Origin of the sequence: Duganella sp. CF402, assembly GCF_900109645.1 — a bacterium.
In the GTDB taxonomy this organism is placed as follows: Bacteria; Pseudomonadota; Gammaproteobacteria; order Burkholderiales; family Burkholderiaceae_D; genus Rugamonas.
Map to the genome: position 1 here is coordinate 772,327 of NZ_FOBG01000002.1, position 16,591 is coordinate 788,917.

19 protein-coding genes are annotated in these 16,591 nt (G+C 61.4%); 5 read left to right on the forward strand and 14 right to left on the reverse strand.

Annotated features, from left to right (window positions below; genetic code table 11):
• Positions 1-4 precede the first annotated feature (4 nt).
• Complete coding sequence (locus BMZ70_RS21470) at positions 5-1,549, reverse strand: GAF domain-containing protein (RefSeq protein ID WP_165403602.1); 1,545 nt, start codon at positions 1,547-1,549, stop codon at positions 5-7.
• A gap of 142 nt (positions 1,550-1,691) precedes the next feature.
• On the opposite strand from BMZ70_RS21470, the gene BMZ70_RS21475 reads away from it, so the two are divergent.
• Both BMZ70_RS21475 and BMZ70_RS21480 read left to right on the forward strand, forming a co-directional pair.
• Positions 1,692-2,132 carry a DUF2147 domain-containing protein gene (locus BMZ70_RS21475; RefSeq protein ID WP_092279568.1) on the forward strand — a complete coding sequence of 147 codons (441 nt, stop codon included), beginning with the start codon at positions 1,692-1,694 and terminating at the stop codon, positions 2,130-2,132.
• A gap of 81 nt (positions 2,133-2,213) precedes the next feature.
• Positions 2,214-2,936: a PEP-CTERM sorting domain-containing protein gene (locus tag BMZ70_RS21480; RefSeq protein ID WP_092279247.1), complete on the forward strand. Its 723-nt coding sequence runs from the start codon at positions 2,214-2,216 to the stop codon at positions 2,934-2,936.
• Here the strand turns inward: BMZ70_RS21480 and BMZ70_RS21485 are convergent.
• The gene (locus BMZ70_RS21485; protein WP_092279249.1) at positions 2,926-3,687 is read right to left on the reverse strand and encodes a ThuA domain-containing protein; all 762 of its coding nucleotides are present in this window, start codon (positions 3,685-3,687) and stop codon (positions 2,926-2,928) included. The genes BMZ70_RS21480 and BMZ70_RS21485 overlap by 11 nt on opposite strands.
• Before the next feature lie 71 nt (positions 3,688-3,758).
• On the opposite strand from BMZ70_RS21485, the gene BMZ70_RS21490 reads away from it, so the two are divergent.
• On the forward strand, positions 3,759-4,145 hold the full coding sequence (locus BMZ70_RS21490) for a YbaN family protein (protein ID WP_092279251.1): 387 nt from the start codon (positions 3,759-3,761) through the stop codon (positions 4,143-4,145).
• Here BMZ70_RS21490 and BMZ70_RS21495 read toward each other — a convergent pair.
• Positions 4,090-5,016, reverse strand: coding sequence for a LysR family transcriptional regulator (locus tag BMZ70_RS21495; protein ID WP_092279253.1), 927 nt, complete (start codon positions 5,014-5,016; stop codon positions 4,090-4,092). The two genes, BMZ70_RS21490 and BMZ70_RS21495, sit on opposite strands and share 56 nt — an antisense overlap.
• A gap of 92 nt (positions 5,017-5,108) precedes the next feature.
• On the opposite strand from BMZ70_RS21495, the gene BMZ70_RS21500 reads away from it, so the two are divergent.
• Positions 5,109-6,095 (forward strand): aldo/keto reductase, encoded by a 987-nt coding sequence (locus BMZ70_RS21500; protein WP_092279255.1) that lies wholly within the window; start codon positions 5,109-5,111, stop codon positions 6,093-6,095.
• On the opposite strand, the gene BMZ70_RS21505 is transcribed toward BMZ70_RS21500, so the two are convergent.
• The 11 genes from BMZ70_RS21505 to tyrS form a co-directional block, all read right to left on the reverse strand.
• The gene (locus BMZ70_RS21505) at positions 6,096-6,551 is read right to left on the reverse strand and encodes a YaiI/YqxD family protein (protein WP_092279257.1); all 456 of its coding nucleotides are present in this window, start codon (positions 6,549-6,551) and stop codon (positions 6,096-6,098) included.
• On the reverse strand, positions 6,551-7,606 hold the full coding sequence (gene ruvB / locus BMZ70_RS21510; RefSeq protein WP_092279259.1) for a Holliday junction branch migration DNA helicase RuvB: 1,056 nt from the start codon (positions 7,604-7,606) through the stop codon (positions 6,551-6,553). Before ruvB ends, BMZ70_RS21505 begins: the two co-directional genes overlap by 1 nt.
• Positions 7,607-7,819: 213 nt before the next feature.
• Positions 7,820-8,398, reverse strand: a complete 579-nt coding sequence (gene ruvA, locus BMZ70_RS21515) for a Holliday junction branch migration protein RuvA (protein ID WP_092279261.1) — start codon at positions 8,396-8,398, stop codon at positions 7,820-7,822.
• A 19-nt stretch (positions 8,399-8,417) separates the two neighbouring features.
• Positions 8,418-8,969, reverse strand: coding sequence for a crossover junction endodeoxyribonuclease RuvC (ruvC, locus tag BMZ70_RS21520; RefSeq protein ID WP_092279263.1), 552 nt, complete (start codon positions 8,967-8,969; stop codon positions 8,418-8,420).
• Positions 8,970-9,038: 69 nt separating this feature from the next.
• Positions 9,039-10,625 carry a bifunctional phosphoribosylaminoimidazolecarboxamide formyltransferase/IMP cyclohydrolase gene (purH, locus tag BMZ70_RS21525; RefSeq protein ID WP_092279265.1) on the reverse strand — a complete coding sequence of 529 codons (1,587 nt, stop codon included), beginning with the start codon at positions 10,623-10,625 and terminating at the stop codon, positions 9,039-9,041.
• Between the two features lie 87 nt (positions 10,626-10,712).
• Entirely contained in the window at positions 10,713-10,946 is a 234-nt protein-coding gene (locus BMZ70_RS21530; RefSeq protein WP_072788986.1) for a helix-turn-helix domain-containing protein, read from the reverse strand.
• Positions 10,947-11,055: 109 nt separating this feature from the next.
• Complete coding sequence (gene dusB, locus BMZ70_RS21535) at positions 11,056-12,072, reverse strand: tRNA dihydrouridine synthase DusB (RefSeq protein WP_207231577.1); 1,017 nt, start codon at positions 12,070-12,072, stop codon at positions 11,056-11,058.
• Between the two features lie 148 nt (positions 12,073-12,220).
• Positions 12,221-12,871 (reverse strand): histidine phosphatase family protein, encoded by a 651-nt coding sequence (locus BMZ70_RS21540; RefSeq protein WP_092279269.1) that lies wholly within the window; start codon positions 12,869-12,871, stop codon positions 12,221-12,223.
• Positions 12,868-13,299: a YbhB/YbcL family Raf kinase inhibitor-like protein gene (locus BMZ70_RS21545; RefSeq protein WP_092279271.1), complete on the reverse strand. Its 432-nt coding sequence runs from the start codon at positions 13,297-13,299 to the stop codon at positions 12,868-12,870. Before BMZ70_RS21545 ends, BMZ70_RS21540 begins: the two co-directional genes overlap by 4 nt.
• A gap of 1 nt (position 13,300) precedes the next feature.
• Positions 13,301-13,747, reverse strand: a complete 447-nt coding sequence (gene dtd, locus BMZ70_RS21550) for a D-aminoacyl-tRNA deacylase (RefSeq protein ID WP_092279273.1) — start codon at positions 13,745-13,747, stop codon at positions 13,301-13,303.
• Positions 13,744-14,997 carry a tyrosine--tRNA ligase gene (tyrS, locus tag BMZ70_RS21555; RefSeq protein WP_092279275.1) on the reverse strand — a complete coding sequence of 418 codons (1,254 nt, stop codon included), beginning with the start codon at positions 14,995-14,997 and terminating at the stop codon, positions 13,744-13,746. Before tyrS ends, dtd begins: the two co-directional genes overlap by 4 nt.
• Positions 14,998-15,155: 158 nt before the next feature.
• On the opposite strand from tyrS, the gene BMZ70_RS21560 reads away from it, so the two are divergent.
• A complete protein-coding gene (locus BMZ70_RS21560) occupies positions 15,156-16,547 on the forward strand; it encodes a M23 family metallopeptidase (RefSeq protein WP_092279277.1) in 1,392 nt (463 codons plus the stop codon).
• Positions 16,548-16,591 lie beyond the last annotated feature (44 nt).

A 16,591-nucleotide genomic window follows, 5' to 3' on the forward strand; every position in this document is an offset into this window, starting at 1 on the left:
CTCCTTAAACGGGCACGGACTCGGCGGCGCTGCGCCGCGCGAAGCCCATGTTAATCGCCAGCACCTCGGCGACCGCGATAAATTGTTCCAGCACATGGGCGGCGGGCCGCTGCGGCAGCGCCAGCTCCACCACGCCGAGCAGGCGCGCTTGCAGCAGCACCGGCGCCAGCAGCAAGGCGGCCGGCCGGCTCTCGCCCAGGCCGGACTGGATAGTCCACGAGGCGGCGCTGGCCGCAGTATCGACCACGCGCGCCTGGCGTTCCAGCGCGCACTGCCCCAGCAAGCCCTCGCCGAGCGCGAGGCTGGCCGGCGCGCGGGCATCGGCAAACGAGCCGGCCAGCCGCAGCGGCGCGCCGTCGCCCGCAGCGGTGTACACCACGCCTTGCAGCGCGCCGAATAGCTGGTGGCACTCGCTCAGGAACGCCCGCACCAGGGCATCCGGACCATCGGCCTGCTGCATGCGCAGCGCCGCTTGTGCCAGTTGCATTTTGCGCTCGGCGCGCGCGGCCTGCTCGTTCGCCATCTGCTCGATCTGGAACGAGGCCTGGCGCTGCGCCGCCTTGCCAGCCAGTGCCCGCCACAACAGGCGCACCAGCAACAGCGCCGCGATGCCGGCCAGCAGCCCGTCGCGCACTGCGGTGCCGATCGTCACCGTCTTGGACAAGTCCTCGATCAGTACCAGTTGCCATACGCCGGCCGGGTCGTTCCACGCGACCGGTGCAGCGGCCATTGCGCTGCGCACGCCGTCCACGCGCGCAATGCCGGTGCCGACCGTAAAAGGCAAGCTGTGCGGCGTGCGCGTCTCAAACTGGCGGCCGAACTGGCGCAACGCGCGGATGTCCCGGATGCGTTGCTGGGTAACCGGACCGGAGAGCTGCCCCTGCCACTCCCGGTTGGTGCTGGCAAACACCACGCCCTGCGGCGACAGCAGCAAGGCGGTCTTGCCGCTGGCCGCCAGCAGATTGTCGACACGGTCCATGCCGGTACGCGCCACCACCGCGCCGACCGGCGCGCCGGTGCGCAACTGACCAGCGAAGATGGGAGAAGAAAAATACAGGGTACGCTCATCGCGCGACAGGCTGACGGCGGCGTACACATTGTCGCTGCCGCGCATAGCAGTTTGAAAGTAAGGACGGAAGCCGATCTGCAATCCGGTAGACGGCTTGCCGCTATCGTCCCACGATGAAGACACCACGCCATCACGGTTGACCACGAACACGGATTGCGCATGGTAAGACTGTGCCACGCTGTTCAACAGCGCCTGGACTGCAGGACTATTCGGCTCGGCCAAGCCCTGGCTCTCCTGTTTGATGACAGGCTCTATCAGGCCCAGCAGGGAAATGGCGCCCATCAGGTTGCCATCGAGCGTCAGCGACATGGCTTCGATCGCATGGCGCTGCAGGACATCTTCCAGCAAATCCTGGCGATCCAGCTCGCGCGCCGCTTGGCTGCATAGCCCGGCCAGCGCGCCCACGAACACCGCGCTGGTCACTGCGATGGTCCATCCCCAACGTGGATGGCGGACCATCACTTCCACGGTCAGAGTCATCCCCACTCCTTGGCTATGCCTATTTCCTAACGATATCAGTAAGCATAGCCAAATAGCAACGAATTTTGGACGATAGCCTCTAATCGGCGGCAGCGCCCAGTTCGTATAATGGCCCACACAAAAAAACCTCACGGAGACAAAAATGAAATTCCTCGCCTTGATTGCCGCAGCCGCCCTGAGCATCGCCCCGGCCTTCGCCCAAAGCAACTCGCCAGCCGGCCTGTGGAAAAACATCGATGATGAAACCGGCAAACCGAAAGCGCTGATCCGCATCACCGAAAGCAACGGCGTGCTGACCGGCCAGATCGAAAAACTGTTCCGCGACGCCAACGAAGACCAGAATCCGAAGTGCGAAAAGTGCAGCGACGCGCGCAAGGACCAGCCCATCCTCGGCATGACCATCCTGTCCAACCTGAAGAAGGATGGCGACGAATACACCGGCGGCGAAATCCTCGACCCGAATAACGGCAAGGTCTACAAAAGCAAGCTGCACCTGGCCGACGGCGGCAAGAAGCTGAGCGTGCGCGGCTACATCGGCGTGCCGATGCTTGGCCGTTCGCAGACCTGGGTCCGCGAGCAGTAACTTTCTGTCCTGCCAACAACAAAAGCCAGCTTGATGCTGGCTTTTTTATTGACGAAATAGTATTTTCAAATAGATAATTGATTGAAAATAAACTTCACCAAGGACAACATGCAATTCATTAAAGCATCACTCGCAGTCATCAGCGCACTGGCGCTGGGCTCGGCACATGCGGAAATCGTTACCTACGACTTCACCGCGACCATCTCCAACATCTTCCAGTTTGACCCCAACCTGCCACTGCTGACCGACTCGATCGACGTCCTCGGCAGCACGATACACACTTCCGAGACTGTGCATGGCACCATCAGCTATGACACCTCAGCACCGGTCTGGGTGATCCAGAAGCGAGTGCCCATGCCTCTTGTCTTCTACAAGGATATGGGCAGCATGACACTGACGTTCGAGGGCGGCTTGCATTTCGACTCGTCCACCATTGCGGAAACGCCACAGATGTCCGTCGGCGATAACAGCACGACCTACCGCGGCGCCGACACTTTCGGCTTTTCCACGGCCTCGCGCATTACGCCGGAGCAGAACGCGACCCTGTTCCTAGTTGATCGGTCCGGCACCGCTTTCGATAGCTCCACCTTGCCTGGCAATCTCGATCTGAGCCGCTTCAGTCAACGCACCCTGTACTATTACTATGGTGCCGACGAGCAGGCCATTGAAGTAGACGCCACCATCACGTCGCTCCAGCTGCGGTCCGCAGTGCCAGAACCTGACACTTACCTGATGATGGCCGGCGGCCTTGGCCTGCTGGCATGGCGCCGCCGTCACGCACTCAAACAGCGCGCTACTGCTTGATGCCTTTACCGGTGGCAGTCCAGTAGATGCCGCCCATCAAATGGGCAAGGTACTGCGGATCGCGGTACATATTGCCGTCGTGCCCGAGGGCCGTGACGAATACGCGGCCTTTCTCCGCGTAGTGATACCAGCTCAGCGGGTGATCTTTGCCCATGCCATGTGATACCTGCCCCGGCCAGATCTTGGTCGGGTCGTAGCTGCTCTCGTCCACGTTCAGCACCGGATTGATCTTCACCTGATACGGATTGTCGAACACATAGAACTCGTCGCTCCAGATCCAGTGGTCCGGCAAGCCAAACGCGGCGGGGAATTTGCTGTCGACCACATCGACCACGCCAGTCTGCAGCATCGGGTGATTGCCGGTGTGGCGGCCGATCAGCTTTTCGTACCAAGGCCAAGTGTTGGCCGGAATGATCAGCGAGCGGTGCACCAGCATGGCGTTGCCGCCGGCCTTCATGTAATCCTCGAACTTCTTGCGGCGCGCTTCGTTGAGCTCTTCCGGCGGCGTGTTCAGGAACATCACGGCAGCGTATTGCGACAGGTCACCGTCGAACGTTTCGGGCTTGTTGGTGTAGGTCATCTCGAATGCATGCAGCTTGCCCAGCCGCTCAAAACTCTCGCGCGCGATGGGGATGTATTCGTAGTGGTACTTGCTCGGCATGGCCAGCACCAGGATTTTGTACTGCGTATCGGCCCACGCACTGGACACCATCATCAACCCGGCCGCAGCGGCCAGCACCAGTTTCTTCATCGTCCCCTCCAATCAAAGTTAGCGCTATCATTTTTGTCATAGTCTAACCCAAGGTGATACGATTTGGCCAAATGAAAATAATTCTCAACGTCGTCGGTATTCTGGCTGTAGTGTTGGGCGTACTGGGCATCTTCCTGCCGCTGCTGCCGACCACGCCTTTCCTGCTGCTGGCCTCGGCCTGTTTCGCGCGCGCCTCGCCGACCATGCACGGCTGGCTGCGCAACAACCGCGTGTTCGGCAAATACCTGCGCGACTACGAAAATGGCGCCGGCATTCCCCTGCGCGGCAAGGTGTGGATCTTGATTTTCATGTGGGGCTCGATGAGCTACTCGCTGTGGCGCACCGACCATCTGTGGGTGCGTCTGCTGATCGTGCTGATCGGCGCCTGCGTCACCATCTACCTCACCCGCTTCGTGCCGACCATGCGTATTCCGCCAGCCCCTGCTGACGGCGAATGATGTTCATCAGCGTGCGCAGCGCCGGATGCTTGTGGCGCCGGCTGCTGTAGTACATGTGGAATGGCGCGCCCTTGGCCGCATGCTCGGCCAGCACGATGCGCAGGCTGCCCTGCTTCAGTTCATCAGCGATGCGCGCTTCCAGCAGATAGGCCAGGCCCATACCGGCCTTGGCGGCGGCGATGGTGGTGGCGGTATCGTTGATGGTGATCGCGCCCGGCACGCGCAGCCGGCGTCCCCGGCTGATTTCCCATTTGTAGCTGGAGTTATCACCGAGCAGCAGCTGCAAGCAGGTGTGCTGCGCCAGATCATCCGGATGCCTGAGCGGCTCGCGCGCATCGAGATAGGACGGCGCGGCCGCAATCACCCACCGCTGCGTTTTACTGAGCGGCACGGCGATCATATCCTCCGGCACGTAGTGGCCGTAACGGATGCCGGCGTCGTAGCCTTCCGCGACGATATCGATAGGCCGGTCCTCCACCACCACCGTTAGCCGCACCTCCGGACACTGGCGCGCGAATTCAGGCAGCGCCGGTGCGATGAGTAAATGCGCCGCATCGGAAAATACGTTAAGCCGCAGCTCGCCAAAGCGGCCGCTGCCGGGCGCGTCCAGCCCGGCCAGCGCATCGCCGATCTTGTCGAAACCTTCCTCGATGCGCAGCGCCAGCTCGCGGCCCACATCGGTGGGCGACACGGCGCGACTGGAACGGTTGAGCAGCTTGGCGCCCAACCGCTCCTCCAGCCTGCGCATGGCATGGCTGATCGCCGACGGCGTCAGTCCCAGTTGAATGGCAGCGCCCTTGAAACTGCCGCTGCGCATGATGGTGAGGAAAATCCTCAGGTCGGCAAGGTCGACGCGGTCGAAAATAGACATGAATAGTGTTCAATCTTACGATGAATAAAGTTCAATCACAGATGCTACCACGCAGTGCTATAACTACGCTCTTTGAACCATCGGGCAGAATCATGAAACAGAACGTATTCGGACGTACCGGCAGCGCCGTATCGGAAATTGGCTTTGGCGCCTGGGCCATCGGCGGCGCCTGGGGCGACGTGAGCAAGGACGACGCCAAGGCGGCGCTGCATGCGGCGCTCGATTCCGGCGTCACCTTCCTCGACACCGCCGATGTCTACGGCGACGGCCGCTCGGAGCAGCTGATTGCGGAAGTGCTGAAGGAACGCGGCGGTGAAAAACCCTACGTCGCCACCAAGCTCGGCCGCCGCCTGTCGCCGCACGTGGCGGAAGGCTACAGCAAGCAGAACCTGACCGCCTTCGTCGACCGCTCGCTGACCAACCTGCAGACCGACTGCCTGGATCTGGTGCAGCTGCATTGCCCGCCGCCAGCCGTCTACTACCAGCAGGAAGTGTTCGGCCACATGGACGATCTGGTGAAAGCCGGCAAAATCCGCCACTACGGCGTGTCGGTGGAAAAAGTGGAAGAAGCGCTGAAAGCCATCGAATACCCGAACGTGCAGTCGATCCAGATCATCTACAACATCTTCCGCCAGCGCCCTGCCGCGCTGTTTTTCGCGGAGGCGAAAAAGCGCCAGGTCGGCGTGATCGCGCGCGTGCCGCTGTCGTCGGGCCTGTTGACCGGCAAGATGAGTGCAAACACCGCCTTCGCCGCCGACGACCACCGCGCCTTCAACCGCAACGGCGAAGCATTCGACAAGGGCGAAACCTTCTCCGGCGTGCCGTATGACGTGGCGCTGGAAGTAGTGGAAGAAATCCGCAAGCTGGTGCCGGCCAATGCCAGCATGGCGGAATTCGCGCTGCGCTGGATCCTGATGGAAGATGCCGTCAGCACCGTGATTCCAGGCGCGCGCAATGCGGCGCAAGCGCAAGCCAACAGCCGCGCCAGCGCGCTGCCGGCCCTGCCGGCGGAAACGATGGCCGCACTGCGCGAGATCTACCGCAACCGCATCGCGCAGTACGTCCATCACAGCTGGTAATTACGTTCGTGGCTTGTGCCGGGCCAGGTGCCGGTCCAGGCTATTGGCGAAATTCTGGCGGTCCGACTGGCTGAAGGCGGCCGGGCCGCCGGTGTCGACGCCGCTGCCACGCAGTTCGTCCATGAAGGCGCGCATGGTCAGCATTTGCGCGATGTTGTCGTTGGTGTAGAACTCGCCGCGCGGATTCAGGGCGTAGCCGCCCTTCTTCAATACGTCCGATGCCAGCGGGATGTCGCCGGTAACCACCAGATCGCCCGGCTCCAGCAGGCGCACGATTTCCTGGTCCGCCACGTCGGCGCCGGACGGTACTTGCACTGAGCGGATGAAACGCGACGGCGGCACGCGCAGCAATTGGTTGGCCACCAGCGTGACCTGCATCTGCATGCGCTCCGCCACGCGGTAGAGGATTTCCTTGATGACGGCAGGACAGGCGTCGGCATCGACCCAGATCTGCATCACAGCTCCCACAATTCGCCGTTGGGATTGGTGCGCGGCGGGTTGACGCCGAAGTGTTTATAGGCGGCCGGCGTGGCCACGCGGCCGCGCGGCGTGCGTTGCAGGAAGCCTTGCTGGATCAGGTACGGTTCCAACACGTCTTCAATCGTGTCGGCCGCTTCGCCGATGGCGGCCGCCAGGTTGCCGATGCCGACCGGGCCGCCGCCGAATTTGTACAGCACCGCTTCCAGCAGCTTGCGGTCCATGACGTCGAAGCCGACCGTGTCCACGTCCAGCATCACCAGCGCGGCGTCGGCCACGGACTTGGTGATTTCGCCGTTGCTCTTCACTTCCGCGTAGTCGCGCACACGGCGCAGCAGGCGGTTGGCGATACGCGGCGTGCCGCGCGCGCGGCGGGCGATTTCGTGCGCGCCTTCCGGATCGATGGCCGCTTTCAGCAGCGCGGCGCTGCGGGTCACGATTTGCGTCAGTTCAGCGGTGTTGTAGAACTCAAGACGGGCGACGATGCCGAAGCGGTCGCGCAGTGGATTGGTCAGCATGCCGGCGCGGGTGGTGGCGCCGACCAGCGTGAACGGCTGCAAGTCCAGCTTGACCGAACGCGCGGCCGGGCCTTCGCCGATCATGATGTCGATCTGGTAGTCCTCCAAAGCCGGATACAGGATTTCTTCCACCACCGGCGACAGGCGGTGGATTTCATCGATGAACAGGACGTCGTTGGCTTCCAGGTTGGTCAGGATGGCGGCCAGGTCGCCCGGACGTTCCAGCACCGGGCCGGAGGTCTGGCGCAGGTTCACGCCCATCTCGCGCGCGATGATGTTGGCCAGCGTGGTCTTACCGAGGCCCGGAGGCCCGAACAGCAAGGTGTGATCCAGCGCTTCCTTGCGCTTGCGGGCGGCGGAAATGAAAATCTCCAGCTGATCGCGGATCTTGGCCTGCCCGACATATTCATCGAGATGCTTGGGGCGCAGGGCGCGTTCGATCGCCTCTTCATTGGGAGAGGACGGTGCCGCGTCGATGATGCGCTGCTCGGTGAAATTATCGGTCTGTATGCTCATACAGTTATTTTACCCTGCAAATACATCAATTCAGGGTCAGCTCTGTCATTTGGACACGCAGACATCACCTTTGAGAAATCTCAATACCCTATTAGGTAGTTCAATTAGCTAGTTCCGCAGGGTGAGCTCTGTACATTCATCCGCCAAAAAATCGCGTCTTGATTAATATCAAAGGTGCGCATCGCGTGTCTAAATGACAGAGCTGACCCTGAATTAGCCTTTGGAAAGGGCTTTGAGGGCTTGTTTGATGCCGTCGGAGACAGACGCACCGGCGGGGACGGTTTTCAGCGCCAGCAGTGCTTCTTTGTCGGAGTAGCCCAGCGCCAGCAGGGCGTTGAGGATGTCGGATTTGGAGTCTGGGGCGGCAGCCGCGCCGCCTGCGCCAATCTCCGCACCCAGCTTGCCTTTCAGTTCCAGCAGCAGGCGCTCGGCGGTTTTTTTGCCGATGCCGGGGACTTTCACCAGTCGGCCGGCTTCTTGCAGCGTCACCGCCTGCGCCAGGTCGGCGATCGACATGCCGGACAAAATCGACAACGCAGTGCGCGCGCCCACGCCGGTGATTTTGATCAGTTGGCGGAACACGGCGCGCTCTTCGGCATTGCCGAAGCCGAACAGCAGGTGCGCGTCTTCGCGGATGGCCTGGTGGGTGAACAGCACCACTTTTTCGCCCACGCCCGGCAGGTTGTAGAAGGTGCTCATCGAGACGTCGACTTCGTAGCCGACGCCACCAACGTCCACCAGCAGTTGCGGCGGATTTTTTTCAAGCAGGATCCCGGAGAGACGTCCGATCATTGTGTACCTTTAGAAGAAGTTAGCCGACCAGACGGCCGCGACGCATGCGCAGTCCGGCCAGCGGGCCGTTGGCGGTGGCATTGGTGCCGCCGGCGATCAGCGTCAGCGTTTCGCGGCTGTGCGCATGGCAGATGGCGATGCCGAGCGCATCGGCCGCATCGGTGCCCGGCATGCCTGGCATCGCCAGCAGCCGCACCACCATCTCCTGCATCTGCGCTTTCACCGCGCGGCCGGTGCCGACGATGGCTTTTTTGATTTGGGTTGGGGAATACTCGGCAACGCTCAGGTCGGCCGCCACCAGCGCGCAGATCGCCGCGCCGCGCGCCTGCCCCAGCAGCAGGGTCGATTGCGGGTTTACGTTGACGAACACTTGTTCGATCGCCGCGCAATCCGGATTGTAGGTGCGGGCGACTTCGCCCACGCCGTCCAGGATCACCTTGAGCCGCGTCGGCAGATCGCCTTCGCCGCTCTTGATGGTGCCGGAGGCGATGTAGCGCAGCTTGCTACCTTGCTTTTGTATGACGCCAAAGCCAGTGGTGCGCAAGCCGGGGTCGATGCCGAGAATTATCATTGGGGAATTGTATGCACTAAAGAAAACGCCCGCAAGCTTGCGGGCGCTTTATTCGGAGATAGCCGAAAATTAATGACGGAAGTGACGAGTGCCGGTGTACACCATCACGACGCCGCGCTCGTCAGCCGCGTCGATCACTTCCTGGTCGCGCATCGAGCCACCCGGATGGATCACGCAGGTCGCGCCGGCGTCCACCACCACGTCCAGACCGTCACGGAACGGGAAGAACGCATCCGACGCCACCACCGAGTTGGCCAGCGACAGGCCAGCATTCTGCGCCTTGATCGAAGCGATACGGGCAGAGTCGATACGGCTCATCTGGCCAGCACCAACGCCCAGGGTCATGTTGTTACCGCAGAAGACGATAGCGTTCGACTTCACGTACTTAGCCACGCGCCATGCAAACATCATGTCTTGCAGTTCTTGCTGGGTAGGCTGTTTCTTGCTGACCACGCGCACGTCGCTCAGCAGCACGTTTTTCGAGTCAGCCGACTGCACCAGCAGGCCGCCGCCCACGCGCTTGAAGTCCATCGCGTTGACGCCATCGCCCAACGGGATTTCCAGCAGGCGCACGTTCTGCTTGGCCGACAGGATCTGCTTGGCTTCAGCGGTGAACGATGGCGCGATCAGCACTTCCACGAACAGCTTGGCCAGTTCGGTCGCAGCCGCCGCATCCACTTCCACGTTGAAGGCAATGATGCCGCCGAACGCCGAGGTCGGGTCGGTCTGCAGCGCGCGTTTGTAGGCTTCCACGGCATTGGCGCCGAGGGCCACGCCGCACGGGTTGGCGTGCTTGACGATCACGCAAGCGGCCGACTGGTCGAAACCACCCATGCTCTTCACGCATTCCCAAGCCGCGTCCGCATCAGCGATGTTGTTGAACGACAGTTCCTTGCCTTGCAGCTGCTTGTAGTTGGCCAGCGCACCGGCGGTGGTCACGACGTCGCGGTAGAACGCCGCCGACTGGTGCGGGTTTTCGCCGTAGCGCATGTCCTGCACCTTTTCGAACGCCACGTTCAGCTTGTTCGGATAGGCGCTGCGGGTGGCGTGGGCGCGGGTCGCGTCCAGGCTGGTCAGGTAGTTGGCGATGGCGCCGTCGTACTGCGCGGTGTGCGAGTAGACTTTGGTGGCCAGCGTGAAGCGGGTGTCGTAGCTGACGTAGCCAGGCGCGTTGTCGGTGGTTTTCATTTCCGCCAGCACCAGGCCGTAGTCGGCCGGGTCGCAGATCACCACCACGTCCTTGTGGTTCTTGGCCGCCGAACGCAGCATGGCCGGGCCGCCGATGTCGATGTTCTCGATGGCGTCGTCCAGCGTGCAGTCATCCTTGGCGACGGTCGCCTGGAACGGGTACAGGTTGACCACCACCATGTCGATGGTCGGGATGTTGTGCTCTTCCAGCTTGGCCACGTGCTCCGGGAAATCGCGGCGCGCCAGGATGCCGCCGTGGACTTTCGGGTGCAGCGTTTTCACGCGGCCATCCAGCATCTCCGGGAAACCGGTGTAGTCGGCAACTTCGGTCACCGGCACGCCGTTGTCGGCCAGCAGTTTGGCGGTGCCGCCGGTCGACAGGATGTTGACGCCCAGGGCGGACAGCGCGCGCGCGAAGTCCAGCACACCGGTTTTGTCGGATACGGAGATGAGAGCTTGTTTAATCATGGCGATGAAAAGACTAGGTGGTTGATATACGGTCGGCCGGCATTGCGGCCGTCCCCAGCCACTTCATGCCGGATGGAACAGGCGCTGTTACAGCAGGCCGTGCTCTTGTAACTTTTTACGCAGAGTGTTGCGGTTGATGCCCAGCATCTGCGCGGCGTGCGACTGGTTGCCATCGGCACGGGTCATGACCACTTCCAGTATCGGTTTTTCAACGGTCAGCACAACCATGTCGTAGATGTTCGATGCCTGTTGCTCGCCCAGGTCTGCGAAGTACTCTTCGAGGCTCTTCTGGACTACTTCCTGGATACTTTCTTTGCTCATTTTTGTCGTTCGCTATGTAATCTGTTGACGCTGGCAAATCGCCCCGGCTCGTGGCTGGAAACGTTTACCTTTCTGATATTGTGACTTTTTTAGTACTCTCTCGTGCCGGTCAGGCAGTCTGCAATTCTTCGGCGAGGCAGTATTGTAACCGTTCGCCGTAACTCCACTGCGATTCGAAGAATTGGTCCACAGCAAGCAATTGTTCCTCTGTGGATTCCAGCAGATTCATCCGTTGTCGGAATTCTTCGCCGCCCTGCAAGTCGCGCACGTACCAGCCGATGTGCTTGCGGGCGGTGCGCACGCCGAGATAGTCGCCGTAGAAGGCATAGTGGGCGCGCAAATGTTCATCCATCAGCGCGCGCACTTCGTCCACGTACGGGGCCGGCAAATGCTTGCCGGTGCGCAGGTAGTGGTCGATCTCGCGGAAGATCCACGGTCGGCCTTGGGCGGCGCGGCCCACCATGACGGCGTCGGCGCCGGTGTAATCCAGTACAAACCTGGCTTTCTCCGGGGTGGTGATGTCGCCGTTGGCGACCACCGGAATTGAAACCGATTTCTTTACGGCTGCAATAGTGTCGTACTCGGCGTCACCTTTGTAGCCGTCGGCGCGGGTGCGGCCATGCAGGGTCAGCATGGCGATGCCGGCGTCCTCGGCGATGCGCGCGATCTTCAATGCGTTCTTGTTTTCGCGGTCCCAGCCGGTGCGGAATTTCAGCGTGACCGGCACGTCGACCGCGCCCACCACTGCATCGACGATGCGCTTGACCAGTTCTTCATCTTGCAGCAGCGCCGAACCGCACCATGCGTTGCAGACTTTCTTGACCGGGCAGCCCATGTTGATGTCGATGATCTGGGCGCCGCGCTCGACGTTGAAACGGGCGCAGTCGGCCAGGTCTTGCGGGTCGGCGCCGGCAATTTGCACGGCTTTCGGCTCCATCTCGCCGGTGTGGTCGGTGCGGCGCGAGCTCTTCTCGGTGGCCCACAGGCGCGGGTTGGAAGCAGCCATTTCCGATACCGCGTAGCCCGCGCCCAGCTCCTTGCACAGCTGGCGGAATGGACGATCCGTGACACCAGCCATAGGGGCGACGAAAACGTTGTTACGCAGTAAATGAGGGCCGATTTGCACTGGCATTGCCTGAAAGGGGTGAGAAGGAACCTTCTATTTTAACCGAAGCCCTGCTCAAATAATAAGCACTATTTTTTATGAATTCGGCAAATGTGCAGTCTGTATGTTATGAACTGTTGTTTCCGTGCGTAAATTTAAAGCACGAACGTTAGATCACATCGTCCATTGCGGCCAGAGCGAGGTGTTCAACTTCGCCCCAGCTGTCCAGCACCAGTTTTCCGCCCGAAATAGTAAAACGGTTAATGCTGGCATTCTTGACCTGGAAGTCGCGCGGGCTGTCGAGCTGGATGCCGCGCGCCTCGCGGTAAGCGCATTCCAACACGCCGCCGTGGGCCACCACTGCCACGGTCTGGCCGGCATGGCGCGCGGCCACGGCGCGCAGGCCGGAGATGGCGCGGTCGTAGAATTGATGGAAGCTTTCCGCCACGCGGTCGCCGGCCGGCATCACGGCGTCGATATCGCGCGCCTGCCAGCGGGCGAAGTCTTCCGGGTATTGCTGCTGGATGTCCTGGTACAGCATGCCCTCGAACACGCCGTAGGCGCGCTCGCGCAGCCCGGCGTCGGTTTGCAGCCCCACCCCGGCGTGCAGCGCGGCGACTGCCTGCGCGGTCTGCATGGCGCGCTGCAAGTCGCTGGAGACGATGGCGTCCAGCTTTTCAGCGGCCAGCGCGCGCGCCAGCGCGGCCGCCTGGCGCTCGCCTTCCGGGTTCAGCGGAATGTCGATGTGGCCTTGCAGGCGGCGCACGGCGTTCCATGCCGTTTCGCCGTGGCGGATCAGCAAAATAGTGGTGTGAGTCATGGTTGTGTATCCGCGCCTATCAGCTGCGCTTCGTCGATGATATGGCCGTAAATGGCGTTCAACAGGTCAGTGCCGGTAAAACCGTCCGGCAGCTCCGGCCGCGCCACATCCAGTGCATAAATGCGAAAAATATAGTGGTGCGCCTGCTCCGGCGACCGCGAGGGCGCATGATACCCGATGTGGCCGAAATCGTTGCGGCCCTGCCGCAAACCGCCTTCCGCCGCGCCTGCTTCGATGGCTGGCCGCGACGGCGGGATATCGGCCACGCACCAATGGAACAGGTCGCCGCCGCCAGCCGGGGCGTCGGCGTCCATGCAGACCAGCGCCAGCGATTCCGTGCCGGCCGGCACCTCGTCCCAGCCCAGTTGCGGGCTAAGGCCTGCGGGAAGCAGACCGTACTCGCGGAAACTGGTGCTGGTGAGTTTCATTTTATTTCGCGTTGGTTTGCAGCCAGAAGGTAACCGGTCCGTCGTTGGTCAGTGACACTTTCATGTCGGCGCCGAACTGGCCGGTCTGCACCGTCGGGTGCTTCAGGCGCGCCTGCTCGACGAAGTAATTAAACAGCCGCAGGCCATCGGCGGGCGCCGCCGCCGGCGTGAACGAAGGACGCGTGCCGGACTTGGTGTCGGCCGCCAGCGTGAACTGCGGCACCAGCAGCAAGCCGCCCTGCGTATCGGTCACGCTGCGGTTCATCTTGCCCGCATCGTCGGCGAACACGCGGTAACCCAACAGCTTCGTGAGCAGCGCGTCCGCTTCCTTTTCGGTATCGTTGCGCTCGGCGCAGACCAGCACCATCAGGCCGGCGTCGATGGTGCCTATCATCGCACCATCCACCACCACACTGGCGCTGCTCACGCGTTGCAGCAGCCCGATCATGCCGACAGGGTCACGCGCGCAAACTTGCGCTTGCCGACTTGCAGCACAAAGGTGCCGGCTTGCAGTTGCAGCGCCTTGTCGCTGATGACGGTGCCGTCAACGCGCACGCCGCCCTGCTCCACCATGCGCATGGCTTCCGAGGTGGAAGCGCACAGGTTGGCTTGCTTCAGCAGCTGCGCCACGCCCAGCGGTGCACCGCCCAGCGAGACTTCCGGAATATCGTCCGGGATGCCGCCTTTCGAGCGGTTGACGAAGTCGGCCAGTGCATCTTCCGCCGCCTGCTGCGAGTGGAAGCGCGCCACGATTTCCTGGGCAATCGCCACCTTGGCGTCGCGCGGGTTGCGGCCACCTTCGATTTCCGCCTTGAGGGCGGCGATGTCGGCGATCGAGCGGAACGACAGCAGATTGAAGTACTTCCACATCATTTCGTCCGAGATGCTCATGATCTTGGCGAACATGGTGTTACCCGGCTCGGTGATGCCGATGTAGTTGTTCTTCGACTTCGACATTTTTTCGACGCCGTCCAAACCTTCCAGCAGCGGCATGGTCAAAATACATTGAGGCTCCTGGCCGAAGTCCTTTTGCAGCTCGCGGCCGACCAGCAGGTTGAATTTCTGGTCGGTGCCACCCAGCTCAAGGTCGGCCTTCAGGGCCACCGAGTCGTAGCCTTGCATCAGCGGGTAGAGGAATTCGTGCACGGCAATCGGCGTGCCATTTTTAAAGCGCTTGGTGAAATCGTCGCGCTCCATCATGCGCGCCACGGTGTAGCGCGAAGCCAGCTGGATCATGCCGCGCGCGCCCAGCGGATCGCACCACTCGGAGTTATAGCGGATTTCGGTCTTGGCCGGATCCAGCACCAGCGAGGCCTGCTTGAAGTAGGTCATCGCGTTTTGCTCGACCTGTTCCTTGGTCAGCGGCGGACGGGTGGCGTTGCGGCCCGACGGGTCGCCGATCATGGAGGTGAAGTCGCCGATCAGGAAGATCACCTGATGTCCGAGGTCTTGCAGCTGGCGCATCTTGTTCAGCACCACGGTGTGGCCAAGGTGCAGGTCCGGCGCGGTTGGGTCCAGGCCCAGCTTGATGCGCAGCGGTACGCCGCTTTGCTCCGAGCGCGCCAGCTTTTGGGCGAACTCGCTTTCAATCAGCAACTCGTCGACACCGCGTTTGGTGATGGCGAGTGCCTCTTGTACGTTGTCGGATAACGGCAACGCTTTGGAGGGAGCCGGCGGTATCGAAGAAGTCGTAGTCATAGTTTTTTAAGCGTATTTTTCAGAAAAAGGTGGGCTGCTTCAGGAGTTTGATATAATCCTCGATCGATCAATCTTGCCGCACGAAAACTAACCAAACACATAATTAGAAGAAATAAAACGTTCCTGAATAGTTCAAGCGGCAAATTTTAACTGATTGCATGAACCAAATACATAAATTCACAAGCTCACGCTTGTTCAGTCTGCTAGGGTCTACGCGCAAGGCGCGCATCATCAGCGCGTCTGCATTGTTTCTCGCAGTATGTGCTTTTGGTGCCGCCGGCGTAGCTCCGCTCGCCCCTGACGCGTCCGACTTGCCTGTGAAAACTGTGCAGGAATCCGTGGTTGCTCCGGACCTGGCCCCGCAAATCAACGCGCTGGAACAACAGTCTTCTACTGCCCAATTCGTCCACGAAGAGAAAATCCGCGCCGGCGATACCCTGGCCACGTTGTTGACCCGCCTTGGCGTGGATGACGATGCGGCCGAGAACTTTATCAAAAAAGATAAAGTTGCGAAAGGCGTGATGCAGCTCAAGACCGGCAAGCGCGTGCAAGCGCAGACCGACGACGAAGGCAACCTGCAGTGGCTGCGCGCCACTGTGGTCGATGGCAAGGACGATCCGGTCACCAACATCAAGATCACCCGCAAGGGCGACGGCTTTGTCGCCACCGCCGAGCCAGCCAAGCTGGAACGCCGCGTCGAGATGCACGCCCGCACCATCCGATCGGGTTCGCTGTACGCAGCCACCGACTCCAGCGAAGACGGCGCCAAGCTGCCGGACACCATCGTCAAGCAGATCATCGAGATGTTCTCGACCAACATCGACTTCCGTGGCGACCTGAAACGCGGCGACACATTCAACGTCGTCTACGAAACCTTCTGGCAGGACGGCGAGTTCGTGCGCGCCGGCCGCGTGCTGGCGGGCGAGTTCACCAACAAGGGCACCACTTACCAGTCCGTGTGGTTTGAAGATCCGCAAAGCAAGCAAGGCGGCGGCTACTACAGCTTCGACGGCAAATCGCTGAAGAAAGCCTTCCTGAAATCGCCGGTCGAGTTCTCGCGTATTTCGTCCGGCTTCGCGATGCGCGTGCACCCGATCTCGGGCCAGTGGAAAGCCCACAAGGGCATCGACTTCCCGGCGCCGACCGGCACCCCGATCCGCGCAGCGGGCGATGGCGTGATTGACTTCGCCGGCACCATGAACGGCTACGGCAACTTCATCATCATCAAGCACTGGAACAACTACACCACCGCCTATGCCCACATGAGCCGCTTCGGCAATGGCATGAAAAAAGGCGCCAAGGTCAGCCAGGGCGATGTGATCGGCTACGTCGGCACCACCGGCTGGTCGACCGGCGCGCACTTGCACTACGAGTTCCGCGTCGGCGGCGAAGCCAAGGACCCTAGCAAGATGAATGTGCAGGCGCAAGCGCCGCTGACAGCTGCTGAAATGTCGCGCTTCAAGGTCTACGCCAACGACATGATGCACCGCTTCGCGCTGCTGCGTCCGGCCGGTGGCGGTGGCGCACCGACCCGCGTCGCAGCAAAATAACATCACAGGCCAGCTCAAACTGGCCTGTTTTTTTTCGTTGATCG

Excerpts from the sequence above, each read along its gene's own strand:
- BMZ70_RS21470 (WP_165403602.1), bottom strand. The coding sequence starts at position 1,549 with ATGACTCTGACCGTGGAAGTGATGGTCCGCCATCCACGTTGGGGATGG.
- BMZ70_RS21475 (WP_092279568.1), top strand. The coding sequence starts at position 1,692 with ATGAAATTCCTCGCCTTGATTGCCGCAGCCGCCCTGAGCATCGCCCCG.
- BMZ70_RS21485 (WP_092279249.1), bottom strand. The coding sequence starts at position 3,687 with ATGAAGAAACTGGTGCTGGCCGCTGCGGCCGGGTTGATGATGGTGTCC.
- BMZ70_RS21490 (WP_092279251.1), top strand. The coding sequence starts at position 3,759 with ATGAAAATAATTCTCAACGTCGTCGGTATTCTGGCTGTAGTGTTGGGC.
- BMZ70_RS21495 (WP_092279253.1), bottom strand. The coding sequence starts at position 5,016 with ATGTCTATTTTCGACCGCGTCGACCTTGCCGACCTGAGGATTTTCCTC.
- BMZ70_RS21500 (WP_092279255.1), top strand. The coding sequence starts at position 5,109 with ATGAAACAGAACGTATTCGGACGTACCGGCAGCGCCGTATCGGAAATT.
- BMZ70_RS21505 (WP_092279257.1), bottom strand. The coding sequence starts at position 6,551 with ATGCAGATCTGGGTCGATGCCGACGCCTGTCCTGCCGTCATCAAGGAA.
- ruvB (WP_092279259.1), bottom strand. The coding sequence starts at position 7,606 with ATGAGCATACAGACCGATAATTTCACCGAGCAGCGCATCATCGACGCG.
- ruvA (WP_092279261.1), bottom strand. The coding sequence starts at position 8,398 with ATGATCGGACGTCTCTCCGGGATCCTGCTTGAAAAAAATCCGCCGCAA.
- ruvC (WP_092279263.1), bottom strand. The coding sequence starts at position 8,969 with ATGATAATTCTCGGCATCGACCCCGGCTTGCGCACCACTGGCTTTGGC.
- purH (WP_092279265.1), bottom strand. The coding sequence starts at position 10,625 with ATGATTAAACAAGCTCTCATCTCCGTATCCGACAAAACCGGTGTGCTG.
- BMZ70_RS21530 (WP_072788986.1), bottom strand. The coding sequence starts at position 10,946 with ATGAGCAAAGAAAGTATCCAGGAAGTAGTCCAGAAGAGCCTCGAAGAG.
- BMZ70_RS21540 (WP_092279269.1), bottom strand. The coding sequence starts at position 12,871 with ATGACTCACACCACTATTTTGCTGATCCGCCACGGCGAAACGGCATGG.
- BMZ70_RS21545 (WP_092279271.1), bottom strand. The coding sequence starts at position 13,299 with ATGAAACTCACCAGCACCAGTTTCCGCGAGTACGGTCTGCTTCCCGCA.
- dtd (WP_092279273.1), bottom strand. The coding sequence starts at position 13,747 with ATGATCGGGCTGCTGCAACGCGTGAGCAGCGCCAGTGTGGTGGTGGAT.
- tyrS (WP_092279275.1), bottom strand. The coding sequence starts at position 14,997 with ATGACTACGACTTCTTCGATACCGCCGGCTCCCTCCAAAGCGTTGCCG.
- BMZ70_RS21560 (WP_092279277.1), top strand. The coding sequence starts at position 15,156 with ATGAACCAAATACATAAATTCACAAGCTCACGCTTGTTCAGTCTGCTA.